Annotated in this window: 13 protein-coding genes; 4 read left to right on the top strand and 9 right to left on the bottom strand. The window is 73.4% G+C overall.

Annotated features, from left to right (window positions below):
- Position 1: 1 nt before the first annotated feature.
- Genes HOQ23_RS03520 through HOQ23_RS20740 form a run of 3 tightly spaced genes read right to left on the bottom strand, consistent with a single transcriptional unit; the run spans position 2 to position 2,035 of the window.
- A complete protein-coding gene (locus HOQ23_RS03520; RefSeq protein WP_172211905.1) occupies positions 2-358 on the bottom strand; it encodes a hypothetical protein in 357 nt (118 codons plus the stop codon).
- A 2-nt stretch (positions 359-360) separates the two neighbouring features.
- On the bottom strand, positions 361-1,287 hold the full coding sequence (gene mshB, locus HOQ23_RS03515; RefSeq protein ID WP_172211902.1) for an N-acetyl-1-D-myo-inositol-2-amino-2-deoxy-alpha-D-glucopyranoside deacetylase: 927 nt from the start codon (positions 1,285-1,287) through the stop codon (positions 361-363).
- A gap of 25 nt (positions 1,288-1,312) precedes the next feature.
- On the bottom strand, positions 1,313-2,035 hold the full coding sequence (locus tag HOQ23_RS20740) for an NUDIX domain-containing protein (RefSeq protein WP_172211900.1): 723 nt from the start codon (positions 2,033-2,035) through the stop codon (positions 1,313-1,315).
- A 57-nt stretch (positions 2,036-2,092) separates the two neighbouring features.
- Here HOQ23_RS20740 and HOQ23_RS03505 point away from each other — a divergent pair, with 57 nt between their 5' ends.
- Entirely contained in the window at positions 2,093-3,148 is a 1,056-nt protein-coding gene (locus HOQ23_RS03505) for a hypothetical protein (protein WP_172211898.1), read from the top strand.
- 256 nt (positions 3,149-3,404) lie between these two features.
- Here the strand turns inward: HOQ23_RS03505 and HOQ23_RS03500 are convergent, their stop codons facing one another.
- On the bottom strand, positions 3,405-6,617 hold the full coding sequence (locus HOQ23_RS03500) for an Ig-like domain-containing protein (protein WP_172211896.1): 3,213 nt from the start codon (positions 6,615-6,617) through the stop codon (positions 3,405-3,407).
- 414 nt (positions 6,618-7,031) lie between these two features.
- Between HOQ23_RS03500 and HOQ23_RS03495 the strand changes: the two genes are divergently transcribed.
- The gene (locus HOQ23_RS03495) at positions 7,032-8,525 is read left to right on the top strand and encodes a hypothetical protein (RefSeq protein ID WP_172211894.1); all 1,494 of its coding nucleotides are present in this window, start codon (positions 7,032-7,034) and stop codon (positions 8,523-8,525) included.
- A 21-nt stretch (positions 8,526-8,546) separates the two neighbouring features.
- On the opposite strand, the gene HOQ23_RS03490 is transcribed toward HOQ23_RS03495, so the two are convergent.
- The 4 genes from HOQ23_RS03490 to HOQ23_RS03475 all read right to left on the bottom strand — a co-directional run bounded on the left by HOQ23_RS03490 (position 8,547) and on the right by HOQ23_RS03475 (position 14,063).
- Positions 8,547-9,368: a thioesterase family protein gene (locus HOQ23_RS03490; protein WP_172211892.1), complete on the bottom strand. Its 822-nt coding sequence runs from the start codon at positions 9,366-9,368 to the stop codon at positions 8,547-8,549.
- A 98-nt stretch (positions 9,369-9,466) separates the two neighbouring features.
- Entirely contained in the window at positions 9,467-11,005 is a 1,539-nt protein-coding gene (locus HOQ23_RS03485; RefSeq protein ID WP_172211890.1) for a malate:quinone oxidoreductase, read from the bottom strand.
- 159 nt (positions 11,006-11,164) lie between these two features.
- Positions 11,165-12,853: an FAD-binding dehydrogenase gene (locus HOQ23_RS03480; protein ID WP_367650354.1), complete on the bottom strand. Its 1,689-nt coding sequence runs from the start codon at positions 12,851-12,853 to the stop codon at positions 11,165-11,167.
- Positions 12,854-12,893: 40 nt separating this feature from the next.
- Positions 12,894-14,063, bottom strand: a complete 1,170-nt coding sequence (locus HOQ23_RS03475; RefSeq protein WP_172211888.1) for an ATP-binding protein — start codon at positions 14,061-14,063, stop codon at positions 12,894-12,896.
- Between the two features lie 133 nt (positions 14,064-14,196).
- Between HOQ23_RS03475 and HOQ23_RS03470 the strand changes: the two genes are divergently transcribed.
- On the top strand, positions 14,197-14,724 hold the full coding sequence (locus HOQ23_RS03470) for a GNAT family N-acetyltransferase (RefSeq protein WP_172211886.1): 528 nt from the start codon (positions 14,197-14,199) through the stop codon (positions 14,722-14,724).
- A gap of 6 nt (positions 14,725-14,730) precedes the next feature.
- Here the strand turns inward: HOQ23_RS03470 and HOQ23_RS03465 are convergent, their stop codons facing one another.
- The gene (locus tag HOQ23_RS03465; protein ID WP_172212421.1) at positions 14,731-15,522 is read right to left on the bottom strand and encodes a GNAT family N-acetyltransferase; all 792 of its coding nucleotides are present in this window, start codon (positions 15,520-15,522) and stop codon (positions 14,731-14,733) included.
- Positions 15,523-15,692: 170 nt separating this feature from the next.
- On the opposite strand from HOQ23_RS03465, the gene HOQ23_RS03460 reads away from it, so the two are divergent.
- Complete coding sequence (locus HOQ23_RS03460; protein ID WP_367650353.1) at positions 15,693-16,067, top strand: HNH endonuclease; 375 nt, start codon at positions 15,693-15,695, stop codon at positions 16,065-16,067.
- Positions 16,068-16,096: the final 29 nt, after the last annotated feature.

The following is a 16,096-nucleotide window of genomic DNA, read 5'->3' as shown; positions in this document are numbered from 1 at the left end:
CTTAGGGAGGGGGTGGAGGGGTTCCGGGCATCGTCGAGCGCCGCGGGAGGGTCGCCAGTGCGCTCAACATCACGCCCGCGGCTGCTAGGAGCACGGTATACCCGGGCCCGTCACCCCCGATGACGTAATCACCCTCACCCCGTGGTGTCGCCAGATAGCCGACCATCGCGACCCAGCCGAGGGCCCAGGCGACCCGCCGGGTCCAGCCCGGAGGCAGCGCGATCTCGGTGGCGAGCGTCGCGGCCAGGCCGAGCGCGAGGCCCCACCACAGGCCGTGGACGGCCACGACCGCGACCGCGGTGGCGGCGCCGAGGAGCACCAGCGCCGCGGCGAGCAGGCCGGAGAGGACGCGGCGCACGCTCAGTCGTCGACGGGCAGGCCGGCGAAGAGGTCGCTCTCCAGGCCGTCGGGCCCGAGCTCGCCGCGCTGGCCCTTGGCGATGCGGTAGAACTCCTCGCCCCACGCGGTCTGGCCGACGTTGTTGCTCAGGGCGAAGAACGGCCCGTCGGTGGTGATCTGGGTGGCGTGGGCCGCCAGCGCGGCCATCTTGCGCTCCACCTGCTCGGTGGCGTCGATGCGGGCCGCGAGCTGCTCGTCGGGCGTGACGAAGTGCGGCAGCGGGCCGTCGGGGTCCATCCCCTCGAAGCTGTTGTCGCCGGCCGCGCGCAGCGCGCGCAGGCCCTCGCGCATCCGGCTCTCCGACATCGCGCCCCAGTAGATCTTCGCGATGTCCCACGGCTCGCCGAGGTCGAGGCGGTAGGAGGGGACGGCGGCGAGCGAGGCGGCGTACGTCGCGACGCGGTGGGCCTGGATGTGGTCGGGGTGGCCGTAGCCGCCGAACTGGTCGTAGGTGACGAGCACCTGCGGGCGGACCTCGCGGATGATCTCCACCAGCAGGTCGGCGGCCTCGGTGAGGTCGGCGCGCCAGAAGGCGTTGTCGTGGATGTCGTCGGCGGGCACGGCGTGGCCCTGCTCGTGCCACTTCATCCCGGAGTCGCGGAAGCGGCCGAAGCCGCCGAGGAAGCGGTGGTCGGTGACCCCGAGCGCGCGCATGGCGTCGGCCAGCTCCCCGCGGCGGTGCTCACCGAGGGTGTCGTCACGGTCCGCGCCGAGGTGCTCGAGCTCGGGGACCAGGATCTCGCCCATCTCGCCGGCGGTGCAGGTCACCAGGGTCACGTGGCGGCCCTCGTCGACGTACTTGGCCATCGTCGCGCCGTTGCCGATCGACTCGTCGTCGGGGTGGGCGTGCACGAGCAGCAGGCGCTGCGCCGGGAGGTCTGCGGTCATGTCCCGATCCTAGGGGGCGCCACCCTCAGGGGCGCTTGAGGCGTCGCGGCGCGGTCGGCAGGTCGAGCGGCGCGGCGCTCGCGCGCGGCGCGGGGTCGTCCTCGCGGTCCAGCCACCCGTCGTGGGCGTCCACGAGCACGTCGAGCACCACCTCGGGCGCGTCGCTGACCACGGCCCAGGGGTGGTCCTCGTCGTCGTCCTCGCCGGCGAGGCGCTCGCGCATCACCTCCGCGTCGTAGCCGTCGGCGCGCAGGCGGGCCTCGATGGCGCGCGCGTCGTCCTCCTCGAACACGATCGCGCGCAGGCCGGTGGGGGCGGGCATCGCGCGCAGCACCGCGGCGAGGCCGGGAAGGAAGGGCCGGTCCGGCTCGAGCCAGTCGACGGCGTCGGGGTGGGACGGGTCGAGCTCGTCGGCGCCGAGCCAGCGGGCCGCGTCGTGCTCGCCCGGCTCCGGCTCCCCGCGGATCAGGCGGGCGGTGGCGACGCGCAGCTCCAGGGCGTCCCCGATCGGCGCCGCGCCCGGCAGCCAGCCGGTCACCTCGACGCCGCAGCCGAGCTCCTCGGCCACCTCGCGCTCGAGGGCGGCGGTCGGCTGCTCCCCCGGCTCCACCTTGCCGCCGGGCAGCTCCCAGCGCCCGGCCAGCTCGGGCGGCGTCGTACGCCGGGTGGCCAGCACGCGGCCGGCGCGGACGATGGCCGCCGCGACGACGACCTGCCTGCGGGTCCCGGGCTGCTCAGCGGTGCTCACGGACCCCGAGCCTAGTGGGGCGGGTGCGCGCGGGCGGCAGATGGTTACCGTCGCTGCATGAGCAGCTCCGCAGGACCCGGTGCGGTCCACCTGACCCGTCGCGAGGAGGACCTCGGGGCCCGCGCTGCGCTGGCCGCTGAGCTCGGCGGCGCGGTGGGTCTGGCCGGGGTGCTGGACGACCTCGACCGGCGCCTGCACCGCTCGTGGGCCCCGGGGCGCGCCGTACGGAGGGCGCTGGCGTGGGAGCGGGCCGACAGCCGCGACCGCACGTGGTGGCCGCAGGGCATCTCCTCGTCCGCGGAGTCCTCCGCCGACCCCGCGGTCGACACCGTGGAGGGCCGGCGGCTGCTGGTGACGACGTGGTACTCCAAGGCGGGCGCCGGCGCCCGGGTGAGCTTCGTGGACCTGGACGCGCTGCGCTACCGCCACGTCCTGCTGGTCCGCGCGACCGGCGGCGACCCGGGCTCCCCCGTCGGGCTGGAGCCGGTGCCGGTGCACGCCGGCGGGATCGTCTGGGACGGCCCGCGGCTGCACGTCGCGGCCACCCGGCGCGGGTTTCACACCTTCGACGTCCGCGACATCCTGCGGGTGCCCTCAGCGCGCGGGGACCTCGAGACCCACGGGCACCGCTACGTGCTGCCGCTGGCGTCCTCCCAGCGCGGCGGCGTGGACGGGGACGGCGAGCGGCTGCGCCACTCCTTCCTCTCCCTGGACCGCGAGGCGGCGCCGCCGCACCTGCTCGTCGGCGAGTACGGCTCCGCGCGCCAGACCCGTCGCCTGGCCCGCTTCCTGCTCGACGACGCCGGGGACCCGGTGGCCGGGGCGGACGGCGTGGCCCGCGCGCTGGTCGCCGACGACGCGACCATGGTCCGCTCCCAGGGGGTCGCCGTGGCCCGCGGGCGCCACCACCTGACCGCCTCCCAGGGCCCGTGGACCCCCGGCACGGTGTACGTCGGCGCACCCGGCTCCTGGCGCGCCCACCGCTTCGCCGTACCGATGGGGCCGGAGGACCTCACCTGGTGGCCCGCCCGCGACGAGCTCTGGACCCTCACCGAGCACCCCGGGCGCCGCTGGCTGGTCGCGATGGACCGGGGGTGGTTCGACCGGGGGTGAGGGTCGCCGCCGGCACGATCCGAACACTCCCGAAAACGCAAAAACCCCTCAACGAGGGGTTGATGGCCTAGCGTGACGGGGCGGTCCGGGTCAATCTCGCGCAGCGGCAACAGAGAATGACCCGGACCGCGTCCGTGGAACCGGCCCTGAGGGCCGGTAGTGATCAGCGAGGGGATCGAGAACCTCTCCCCCGCCCGGGGTCGGGCCCCGCGAGATCATCAGATCCCGCGAGGCCCTCCCGTGTCAGACCTTCGCGTCAGCGAACGGCCCTGGTGTTCGACGTGGCCTTGGTGTGGGCCTTGGAGCCGACGATGACCGCGCGGTACTTGGTCTTCTTGGCCTTGTTCTTGTCGGCCACCTTGAAGACGCGCGCACCGTTGGCGTTGAGCACGTCGGTGTCGACGAGGACCCGCTTGCCCTTGGCGTTGATCTTGAACAGCTTCACGATCGCGCCGGCGGCGACCTTGTCGCTGGCCTTGACGGTCAGCTTGTCGGCCTTCTTGCCGTTGTTGGCACCGGTGATGCTGGCGGTGATCTTCACCGGCGGCTTCGGCGGGTCAACGATGACCGGGGCGGCCTCGACCTCGATGGTGTCGGTCAGGGTCTCCGACTGGATGCCGGAGGTGACCAGCGCGGTCACGTTGACCGTGCCTGCAGCCGTCACCGAGAAGGTGTACGTCGCGACACCGGCGGCGTTGGTCGTGCGGTTGACGGTGGCGTCGCCGCCCGCGCCGTTGCGGTTGAACTCGACCTGGGCACCCGCGACCGGGCGACCCTCCTGGTCGACGACCTTGACGGTCTCGGTCACCGAGGTGCCGATCGCGACCGGGCCATCCACGCTGGAGGTCATCTCGAACGTCGAGCCGGCGAAGTCGACCGCGTAGAACTCGACGTTCTCCGTGTCGGTGAAGTTCTTGGTGCCGGCAGGCGCAAGCGCCGAGCCGGTACCGGAGTACGTCGTGGTCTCGGTGGTCCAGAGCGCCGTGACGACCGCAGCGAGCTCCGCAGCGCCGGTCACGTAGAAGTCGCCGTCCGCCTCGAAGTCGGACGTCGCGGACGAGGACGAGAGCGAGAAGTTCTCAGCGGTCTCGCTGAGGTTCACCGTCTCGCCACCGACGCGGTTGCCGAACTGGTCGGTGGTGAACAGGTCGAAGTAGACCCGCCCGCCCTCGAGGGTGGGCGCAACGGCGTTGCGCTGCACCGACTCCGGCGACATGACGATCTCGACCTTGCCGCCGTTGAGCGGGTTCGCCGAGGTGAACTCGACACCGTTGGAGGCGCTCTTGGTGCCAGCAGCGGCGGTGACGGTGGCCGAGACCTTGCCGTCGTCGTCGAAGCCCGAGTCGCGACCGATGGTGTAGCTGAACGACACGGTGCCGGTGGCGTCGGTCACGAGCGTGCGGCTCGTACCGATGTTGAGGTACTCACCGACCAGGTCGCCGGCCTCGATGGTCGTCTTGGCCGGAACGGCCGCGCCCGGCGCGGTCGAGGCGACGAAGTGACCCTTGTCGAGGGTGACGGTGACCTGCTGGCCGACCACCGGGGTGTCGGCCGCGCCGCCGACGCCGGGGATGACGACGGAGGCGGTGCCCGTGACGAGGGTGCCCGCGCGGTTGGCGGGGTCGGCGACGGCCGTGGTGGTGTCGGCGACGACCTTCACCACGGCGGCCGCGGCGGGCTCGGCGCTGGTGAAGTTGATCGCCAGGTTGGAGACGTCGGACGCCAGCACGCCGAGCGCGGTGGCCTCGGCGTCGAGCGAGCCGCCCAGCTCGGTGCCCTGCGGGGTCTCGGCCGGGTCGCTGACCTTGACCTCGAAGGTGCCGTCGGCGCCGGTGGTGAACGTGCGCGAGGCGAGGAGCGCGGTGCCGGTCGCGGGCACGATGCCGGCGTCCTTGACCGTGTCCGAGCCGGTGGTGCCCTGGGCGTAGCTGACCGAGACGGCGCGGCGCGGGAGAACCGTGCCGTCCTCGAGCGCGACCTTGCCGGTCACGGTCACGGTGCTGCCGGCGGCGACGTTCTGGGCCTGCGCGGGGGTGAAGGTGACCTTGGCCTGGCCGACCTTGACCGAGAGGACCTCGGTGCTGGCGATCGCGTTGTTGCCGAGGGCGTCGGCGCCGAGCGCGGCGTTGAGGGTGTAGGTGCCCGAGACGGCGGAGGCGCCGGTGGGCAGCGCGACGGTGTAGAGACCGTTGGTCTCGGCCGCCTCGGTGGTGACACCGGTGGTCGGGAAGCGCACCGCGGACTTGGTGGCGTCGAACGGCGTGACGGTCCAGAAGTAGTTCAGGCTCTGGCCGGCGACGTCGCGGTTGATGCCCTCCTGGTCCTGCACCTGGACGGTGATGTCGCTCGCGGCGTACTCGTCGCGGTCGAAGGCGGCACCGTCGGTCGAGACGGCCTTGAGGCTCTTCGGCGCGGAGACGTACTCCGACACGGTGACGTCGCCGGACTTCTGGTCACCCGCACCGGCGGAGTAGCCGGTGGCGGCGGTGGCGTCGGCGTAGTAGTACGCCGTGCTGGGGCCCTGGGCGAAGGTGGCCTTGCCGGCCGCGTCGGTGATCTGGGCGGCGCCGCCGGCGCTGCTGGCGACCCGGGCACCCGCGATGGGGGCACCGTTCTGGTCGGCGACGGTGACCGTGACGGTCGCGGTCTGGCCGTCCTCGACCTTGGTCTTGTTGGCCGCGGCGGTCACGGTGGTGATGGTCTGCTTGTAGAGGGTGTAGGCCTCCACGTCGTCGCTGCCGCCCGCGGCGGTCGGGGTCGCGCCCAGCAGGAGCTGGTCGGTCGCGCCGTAGGTGTAGCCGGTGATGTCGACGACGCCGCGGAAGGAACCCGTGGTGGCGCCGGCGGCGGCCGTGACCGGAGCCGCGACGGTCGCCGCTCCACCGGTGATGTCGATGGTGCCACCGGTCAGCGACGTGGTGCCGTTGACGATCACGTTCTGGCCGGTGCCGTACGGCGACTGGAAGACACCGAGCGCGGAGCCCGCGGTCAGGTTGACCGTGGCGACAGCGCCACCGGCGGGGGTGATCGCGACGAAAGCGTCGGCGGGGGCACTGCCCGGGCCGTCAACCTGCGCGGTACCGGCGGTCGGGCCGCTGGTCGGCGTGCCAGTCACGCGCAGCTCCACGGTCGCGCCGACGATCGCGCCACTCGGGTCCCACTCGTGGGAGAAGGAGCCGTCGTCGTTGCGCGAGACGGTGGCGATGTCCTGCCAGGTCGCGCCGATCTTGTACTGGAACGTCACCGAGGGGATCGACGCCGGGGCCACAGCCTGCAGGCGGATCGTGGAGTCGGTGCCGTCGTTCTTCACCGAGGCCGCGCCAGAGAACTGGCTGACCAGCTCCAGGCTCGCGGACTGCTGGTCGATGGTGTTGGCCGAGGCCGAGGAGGCGAGGAGCGGGAGACCCGCCACCGCCAGGGCGGAGACGGCGGTTGCCGCCAGTCCCCGCTTAATGCCGCTGCTGTTCATTGCTTTGGTTCCTTCCGGATCGTCAGTCACGGCAGGAACATCCGCACCCGCCGCTGCCCGTCGCTGCGACTAGGTCGCAATCCCCCCATTGCTGAGACCGGGCTATGTCGAAAACTAGGGATTTCCAGGACATGTCTCGGCTTTGTTGCAGGGGACCATTCGTGTTGCAAGAACCCGTCGTGGCATCAATACGCGGCTAGGTTCATCTGGCGCTGTCCGGCTACGAGCCGGTCAGGGGGGTCGGCTCGTGGGCAGCGCGCAACGGGGAACGAAAGGTACGTGGGCGCTCTGAGCACCACTGAACGCACAACCGGCACCACCAACAGCACAGCCAGCACGACGACAGGACGACGACGCGGACGCCCGCAACGGCTGCCGGAGGACCCGCACCCGATCGACCGGGCCGAGATCGGTGTGACGCAACGCATCGCCTGGCTCCTGGCCACCTCGCGGCTCGCGGCCGACCCGCAGACCTGCTCCCGCGACGTCTTCGTGACCGCGCTGGCCGAGCACGGGATCCATGTCGACCGCACCCGGATCAGCCGGTGGGAGTCCGGCCTCCACGTGGTGCCCGAGCGCACCGTGCGGGCCTACGAGACCCTGGTCGGCGCCGTGCCCGGCTCCTTCCTCGCGATCGCGCGCGGCCTGGCCCGCTCCTTCGGGGTCGAGCAGCCGGCGCGCCGCGTCGGCGGGCCCGAGGAGGTCACCGACCTCGACCGGGTCTTCGAGGACCTCGACGCCGGCCGCGCCAGCGGGGCGCAGTGGCTGGGGCTCGCGATCGAGCTCACCCAGTACGACCGGGTCTACCTGCACCCGAGCACCTGGCAGACCGTGTGCCGCTCGCTGCTGGGCGAGCTGGCGCGGGCCGTCGGGTCGGCGTACGTGTCGCGCTACGAGGCGGCGACCATGCTGCTGCTCCAGGCCGACTCCCAGCGCCACATGCTGCGGGCGCTGGGCGAGTACTGCACCGACCCGCACGTGCAGGTCGGCCGCGGCGCGGTCACGATGCTGGCCCAGCTGCCGGGCTCGCAGGCCAGCGACCTGCTGATCCGGCTGCACGCCTCCGGACACCCGACGCTCGGCCCGGCGACCTGGGGCGTGCTCGCCGCCAAGTCGCGCCGCCAGCAGTTCAGCGACGACTACCGCGACGTCCTGGTCCGGGCGGCGACCCACGGCCTGCGCCGGGCGGAGGCGACGCCGCACGGCGTCAACGCCCTCGAGCTGGCCGCGCACCTGCCGGACCCGGCCTTCGAGGTCGTCCTCTCCTCACTGCGCAACGAGGGCAAGCGCGCCTGGCTCCAGCAGAGCCGGGCGACCCGGGAGCTGGTCCCGGCCGCGACCGCGCGCCAGCTGGCGTCCCGGATCGCCGACCGCGCGCAGTCCACCGGGCCGCACGCGCTGCGCGACGACCCCGACCTGATGCTGCGCCGGCTCGTGCGCGAGGCGCTGTTCCACCTGGTCAAGGCGCGCCGGCGTCACGCCGCGAACCTGCTCGGCGCCAGTGCGTACTCGCGGGCGCTGGCCCCGCTCGTGCTGGAGCTCGCGGGCGGAGCCGACGAGTTCCTCGCCAGCCGCGCCTGGTCGCTGCTCTCGAGCCTGGACTGCTCCGCGATCCGGGACCGGGTCCGGGTCATCGCCCTGGACCGGCGCCGCCCGTGGGTGCAGGGCCGTGCCCTCACCCAGCTGGGACGCGACCGCCACCCGCTGAGCGACGCGGACGCCGAGACCGTGACCGGGTTCCTGGCCTCCGAGCACGCCGAGCTGCGCTACGCCGCGATGTTCGCGCTCGGGATGTCCGGCGCCGACCACGTGCTGCCGCTCACCACCCACCCCGACGCGCAGGTCGCGAACGCCGCCCAGTGGTGGCTGCGCACCGGGCCCGCGCTGCACGACCCGGTGCCCGGCTGACCCCGGTCCGCCCGGCGCGCCTCAGGAGCGAGGTGCCCGGGCGAGCTGGCGGGCCTGGGCGACCAGCCGGCCGGCGGAGTCCCACACCTCGCAGTCCTCCTCGAAGAAGCCGCCGGCGAGGGTGCGCGTCGCGTGCCGCACCTTCAGCCAGCCCGGCGCCGGGCTGGCGCGCAGGTGCGCGCTCAGCTCGATGGTCGGCGCCCAGCCGGGGCGTCCCAGGTCGAAGGTGACTGGGGGCAGCGCGTCGACCGCGAGCAGCAGCGACAGCGGATCGGGCTCGCGCTCGGGCAGCCGGAACCAGGCGCTCATCACGCCCGCGCCGCTCGGGGCGCCCACGGCCCAGCCGATCTGCTCGGGGTGGAAGAGCATGTCGAAGCGGTCCATCAGCGGGGCCACGCGGCGCAGCTCCTCCGGCGCGACCGAGTTGGGCACGCACTCCTCGCGCGGCGGCAGCTCGGGCTCGACCGCCGTCGTCCAGACGTCACCATCCTCACCGCTCCCGCCCAGCGTCCCGTACGTCGCGAGCGCCTCGATGCGGGTCGCGCCGTCCTGGGCCAGCCGAGCCGCGGCGGTCGCGAGCGAGCCGCCGTCACGACGTACGTCGACCTCGACGGTGGCCGGTCCCGCGACCGATGCGGAGAGGTAGTGCGCGCTGATCGCGATCGGGTCCGGCTTGCCCGGCATCGCCGCGCGCAGCGCGGTGCCGACGGTGGCGAGCAGGTAGCCGCCGTTGAGCCCTCCGCCGACCTGCCAGCCGGCGTCGAGGTCCGCGGCCCAGGCCCCCGGCCCGGCGGGGCGGACCGAGGTGTGCAGGTCGAACTCGGAGCGTGCGGTGCGCGTCATGGCGAAAAGGTATCGAACGATGCCTCCGCGGTCCGGGAATGCGAGGACCCCCGCCGCGCGAGGCGCGACGGGGGTCCCGGCAGTGTCGGAGCGACGGGTCAGCGGGGCGCGGGGACCTCGCCCAGACCGAGCACCTCGGTGGTGTGCGCGACGGCCTCGAGGGCGGCCTCGGGGTTCGTGCCCAGATCGGTGCCGTAGGTCGGGATCATCTTCTCCAGCGCGGGGCGCCAGTCCTCGATGCGGTCGGGGAAGCAGCGCTCCATGACCTCGAGCATGATCGGGACGGCCGTCGAGGCGCCCGGGGACGCGCCGAGCAGGCCCGCGATGGAGCCGTCGGCGGCGGTGATGACCTCGGTGCCGAACTGCAGGACACCGCCCTTGCCGGGCACCTTCTTGATCACCTGGACGCGCTGGCCCGCGGTGATCTTCTCCCAGTCGCCGGCCTCGGCGTCGGGGAAGAAGTGGCGCAGCTCGGTGAGCTGGGTCTTCTTGCTGGCCAGCACCTGCTGGACCAGGTAGACGACCAGGCTGAGGTTGCGCAGGCCGGCCTGGAGCATGGGCACGATGTTGTGCAGGCGCACCGAGCGGAACAGGTCGAAGAGCGAGCCGAACTTGAGGAAGCGGACGCTGAAGCCGGCGTACGGGCCGAACATCAGACTGGGCTTGCCGTCGACGACGCGGGTGTCGAGGTGCGGCACCGACATCGGCGGGGCGCCGACGGCGGCCTTGCCGTAGACCTTGGCCTGGTGGCGGGCGACGATCTCGGGGTTGGTCGTGCGCCAGAACTCGCCGCTGACGGGGAAGCCGCCGAAGCCGCGGATCTCCTCGATGCCGGCGCGCTGGAGCAGGTTGAGCGCCTGGCCGCCGGCGCCGACGAACACGAAGCGGGCGGTGGCCTCGAAGGAGCCCGAGCCGTCGCGGCGCTTGCCGCGCACCCGCCAGCCGCCGTCGTGGCGGTCCAGGCGGCGTACCTCGACACCGGTCAGCAGGTCGGCGGCACCGCGGTCGTGCAGCCCGCCGATGAGCTGACGGGTGAGGGAGCCGAAGTCGACGTCGGTGCCGGCCAGCGAGCGGGTCGCGGCGACCGGCTCGTCACCGGTGCGGCCGGCCATGAGCAGCGGGGCCCACTCGGCGATGAGCGCCGGGTCCTCGGTGTACTCCATGCCGGCGAACAGCGGCTGGTCGGCAAGCAACTCGTAGCGCTTGCGCAGGTAGTCGACGTTGTCCGCGCCCCAGACGAAGCTGAGGTGCGGCGTGGGATGCACGAACGACGTGGGGTCGGGGATCTGGCCGGACTCCACGAGGAAGGCCCACAGCTGACGGGTCAGCTGGAACTGCTCGTTGACCGAGATCGCCTTGCTGACGTCCACGGAGCCGTCGGCCAGCTGCGGGGAGTAGTTCAGCTCGCAGAGCGCGGCGTGACCGGTGCCGGCGTTGTTCCACGGGCCGGAGGACTCCTGAGCGAGCTCGTCGAGCCGCTCCACGATGCCGATCGTCCAGGTCGGCTCGACCTGGTTGATGAGCGTCGCGAACGTCGCGGACATGATGCCGCCACCGACGAGCAGCACGTCGTAGGCGGCGGGGCCGCCTGCCTGCTCAGTGGGAGCGGCATTGGACTTGTCGACCTGAGTGGACACAGCGTTATCTCCTCGAAGAGTCGTGGCAGTTCGAGGGGTTCTGCCACGCGCGTGACCATTCAAGAAGGCGCGGTACACGGGGCTTTCAGGGGGTGGCGACGAGGGGGTCGCATTTGAGATGTGCGCCACACGGACCGCCGTGTGCGGCCCCCGCGGGCCTCAGACGTCGAGCGCCGCGGTGCGCCCGGCCGCCCGTCCGGAGAACAGACAACCGCCGAGGAAGGTGCCCTCGAGCGCGTTGTAGCCCATCATCCCACCGCCGCCGAAGCCGCTGACCTCGCCCGCGGCGTACAGGCCGGGGAAGGGGGTGCCGTCGCTGCGCAGGCAGCGTCCGCCGAGGTCGGTCTCGAGCCCGCCGAGGGTCTTGCGCGACAGCACGTGCAGGCGTACGGCGATCAGCGGGCCGGCCTTGGGGTCCAGCATCTTGTGCGGCGTGGCCACCCGGATCAGCTTGTCGCCGAGGTAGCTGCGCGACCCGCGCACGGCGGTGATCTGGGCGTCCTTGGTGTAGGGGTTGTCGATCTCGCGGTCGCGCTGCTCCATCAAGGTGCGTAGCGCGGCCTCGTCGACCAGTCCGGCGCCGTCCGGGCCGGACTCGAGCTTGTTCATCCCGGCGACCAGCTCGGTGAGGCTGTCGGCGACCACGAAGTCCTCGCCGTGCTGCTTGAAGGCCTCCACCGGGCCGGGCGCGCCCGGGCGGACCCGCGTGAGCAGCAGCCGCACGTCCTTGCCGGTGAGGTCGGGGTTCTGCTCGGAGCCGGAGAGCGCGAACTCCTTCTCGATGATCTTCTGGGTCAGCACGAACCAGGAGTGGTCGTGGCCGGTGGTGCGCAGGTGGCGCAGCGTCCCGAGGGTGTCGAAGCCGGGGTAGCAGGGCGCGGGCAGGCGCTTGCCGGTGGCGTCGAGCCACAGCGAGGAGGGGCCGGGCAGGATCCGGATGCCGTGGTTGTCCCAGACCGGGGCGAAGTTGCGGATGCCCTCGACGTAGTGCCACATCCGGTCCGGGTTGATCACCGTGGCGCCGGCGTCCTGGCTGATCATCAGCATCCGCCCGTCGACGTGGGCGGGTACGCCGCTGACCATCCGCGCGGGCGGGGTGCCGAGGCGGGCCGGCCAGGCCTTGCGGACCAGGTCGTGGTTGCCGCCGATGCCGCCGCTGGTCACGACCACGGCCTGGGCGCGCACCTCGAAACCGCCGGCCTCGACCCGGCTGCTGGGCCGGCCGCGCTCGACGTCGCTGGGCTCCAGCACCGCGCCGTGGACGCCGGCCGCGGCACCGCCCTCGACCACCAGGCCGTCCACCCGGTGGCGGAACAGCAGCCGGATGCGCCCCGCGTCGGCGTGCTCGCGCACCCGTCGTACGAACGGGTCGACCAGGCCCGGGCCGGTGCCCCAGGTGATGTGGAAGCGCGGCACCGAGTTGCCGTGGCCCTCGGCGCGGCCGTCGCCGCGCTCGGCCCAGCCGACGACCGGAAAGAACCGGTGGCCCATCTGGCGCAGCCAGGACCGCTTCTCCCCCGCCGCGAAGTCGACGTAGGCCTCCGCCCAGGCGCGCGGCCAGCGGTCCTCCTCGCGGTCGAACTGGGCGCTGCCGAGCCAGTCCTGCCAGGCCAGCTCGCGGGAGTCCCGCACCCGCATCCGCCGCTGCTCGGGGCTGTCGACGAGGAACAGCCCGCCGAAGCTCCACCAGGCCTGTCCGCCGAGCGACTGCTCCGGCTCCTGGTCGAGGAGCACCACCTGGCGTCCGGCGTCGGCGGCCTCGGCGGCGGCCGCGAGGCCGGCCAGGCCGGCGCCCACGACGACGACGTCGGTGCGGATCGGGGTCGGGGTGCTCGACTGTGGCTCCACGGCGGTGATCCTTGCACGCCGGCGCGCGCCGGCGTCCGGATCAGGACGGCACGGCGAGCGGGAGGACGAAGGAGAAGGTGCTCCCCTCCCCCGGCTCGGCCTGCACCCAGATGGTGCCGCCCATCAGGCTGACCAGCTGGCGGCACAGCGCCAGCCCGAGCCCGGTCCCGCCGTACTGCCGGGTGATGGTGGGGTCGGCCTGGCTGAAGGTCTCGAAGAGCCGGTCCTGGTGCTCGCGCGCGATGCCGATCCCGGAGTCGGAGACCCGCACCAGCACCTTCACGACGCCCTCGGCGCTGCGCTCGGCGACCTCGACGTCGACGGCCACCCCGCCCCGATGGGTGAACTTGACCGCATTGCCCAGCAGGTTGTGGAGCACCTGGGCGATCCGGTCGGGGTCGCCCAGGAGCGCGTCCGGCAGCTCCTCGTCGATGCGCACGGTGAACCCCAGCCGGGCGCCGCCGGGACGGGCCAGGTCCACGCAGCCCTCCACGACGGACCGCAGGTCCATCGTGCGGCGCTCCAGCAGCAGCGCACCGGCCTCGATCCGGGAGAAGTCGAGGAGGTCGTCGACCAGGCGGCGCAGCCGCTTGCCGTTGCGCGTCAGGTTGCCGACCAGCATCTGCTGGTCGGGCTCCAGACCGGTATCGGCGAGCAGCTCGGCGCTGGCGATGACGCTGGTCAGCGGGGTCCGTATCTCGTGGCTGACGTTGGCCAGGAACAGCGACTTGGCCTGGTTGGCCTCCTCCGCGCTGCGCCGCGCGCGGGCCAGCTCGCGCTGGAGCCGGTTGCGGGCGGTGACGTCCTCGGCGACGCCGTACACGCCCTCGACCACGTCGTCCACGACGATCGGCAGCGCGGAGACGCTCAGCTCGACCGGGGTGCCGTCGGGTCGGCGCAGGACGGTCTCGAACTGCACCGACTCCCGCGCCAGCGCCCGCTGGAACAGCTCGAGCACCGGCTCGAGATGGGGCTCGTCGAGCAGGTCGCCGAAGCTGCGCCCGAGCAGCTGCTCCACGGCGTACCCGCTGACCGCGGCCGCGGCCGGGTTGACGGAGTCGAAGCGGCCCTCGGGGTCGACCGAGAACACCGCGTGGGGGTTGTAGTCGAACAGCGAGCGGAACCGCTCGCTGGTCTCGGCGAGGACGCGCTCGGCGCGCCGCAGCCGCTCGGCCCCGGCGCGCAGGACGTCGCTCTCCTCCCCACCCACGAGCGGCAGTCTTGCACCATCGCGGGCCCCGCGGGGCAACACTGGACGGGTCACCGCCCGTGCCCGCCGCCGGCCCCGTGGCTGGCCCCGGCGATGGGCACGCGGCTGTGGACCGGGGAGCCATGCTGGTGCCGTGACGCCCGAGATCCTCGCCTCCGACGCCCTGGGCGCGGCCACCCGCGCGAGCCTGTGGCGGCTGTGGCGCAGCGCGTTCGACGACTTCGGCGACCACGACGGCGCCCACGCCTTCGGCGACCTGCACGCGCTGGTGCGCGAGGGCTCCGAGGTCGTGGCGCACGCCAGCGTCGTCCCCCGGACCGTGCTCATCGGCACGGAGGCGTGGGCCGTGGGCTACGTGGAGGCGGTCGCGGTCGCACCCGAGCGCCAGCGCCGGCGTCTCGGGAGCGCGGTGATGACCGCGCTGCAGGACCGGCTGCCGGGCCGCTACCCGGTCGCGATGCTCGCCACCGGCGAGCACGGCTTCTACGAGCAGCTGGGCTGGGAACGCTGGCGCGGGCCGGCGTACGTCGTGCGCGACGGCGTGCGCGTGCGGTGCGCGGAGGACGACGACGCCCTGATGGCACTGCGCCTGCCCGGCTCGGACGGGTTGGACCTCACCGCGCCGGTGACCTGCGAGGACCGCCCGGGCGACGCGTGGTGACCCGGGTCAGAGGACCACGTCGTACGGCGTGGTGGTGGTGACCCGCACCAGTCCGGAGCGCTCCAGGATCGGGCGCGAGAAGGCGGTCGAGTCGCTGTGCAGCAGGGGGCGCCCGAGCGCCAGCGCGGAGCGGGCCCGCGCGGCGGTGAGCGCGCGGTAGATGCCGCGCCCGCGCCAATGCTCCAGCGTCGCACCGCCCCACAGCCCGGCGACGTCGCTGTCCGGGACCGGCTCGAGGCGGCCCGCGCAGACCACCTCGCCGCCGGCCTCCGCGACCCACAGCTCGGTGCCGTCGCCGCTGGCGAGCCGACCCAGCAGCGCCTCGGCGGTCGCCGAGGAGACCGGGTCGCCGAACGCCTCGTCGAGCATCGCGCAGGCCGCGCGCACGTCGTCCTCCGCATGCACCGAGCGCAGGGAGACGCCGTCGGGCAGCGGCAGGTCCAGGGCCAGCAGGCGGGCCTCGCCGACCATCACCGACTCCTCCTCCCCCGGCTCGAAGCCGTGCGCGAGGAGCAGCTCGTGCAGGCCGGGCGCGCGGTCGTGCCCGCGGGTCTTCCACTCCAGGCGACGCACCCCTCGCTCGCGGAAGTGGGTGAGCACCCGCGGCACCCACTCGGCCAGTCGGGCGCGGAGCTCCTCCTCGTCGCCCTCCCCGAGGTCGCGGTAGGTGACGAAGCCACGCCGCTCCGGGAACTCCAGCAGGTGCAACGGCCCCAGCCGCACCCGGGCGCTCGCCCCGATGGCCTCCGAGTCGGTCCGCAGCTGTTCGTCGTACGCCGCCAGCAGCCCCGCCGTCATCTCCACCACGCCCCCATCCTCCCGCGAGTCGGCTCTTGTGGTTGCGCGAGTCGGCGCCAATGGTTGCCCGAGTCGGCTCTTGTGGTTGCGCGAGTCGGCGCCAATGGCGGCCCGAGTCGGCGCCAATGGCGGCCGTACGACGTGCGCCGGCGGATCGCTAGGCTGCCGCCGTGCCTCCACGCCGCCGCTCCGCGACCTACGCCAAGCGGCGTCGCACCCGGATGGCGAAGGTCGAGCACGACCTGACCGACGCGCAGTGGCACGCGCTGATGGAGGCCTGGGGCGGGTGCGCCTACTGCGGCGGCGACGGCGCCGCGCTGCAGAAGGACTGCATGCTGCCGATCTCGCGCGGCGGGCGCTACACGCTGCTCAACGTCGTGCCGGCCTGCGCCTCCTGCAACGCCAGCAAGTGCAACACCGAGGTGATCACGTGGATGCGCCGCAAGCGCCTCGACGAGCCGGCCTTCCTCGCCCGGCAGGTGGCGATCGCGCGCTCCCTGGCCGACCTGGCCGACCTGCCCTCCCCGGCGGACCCGCCGGCCTGAGCCGACCCGATCCGGCCACGTCGCCGAGA

This window comes from Nocardioides sp. zg-DK7169 (genome assembly GCF_013155365.1).
Taxonomy (GTDB): Bacteria; Actinomycetota; Actinomycetes; order Propionibacteriales; family Nocardioidaceae; genus Nocardioides.
This window is presented reverse-complemented; position numbering and strand designations above follow the sequence as displayed.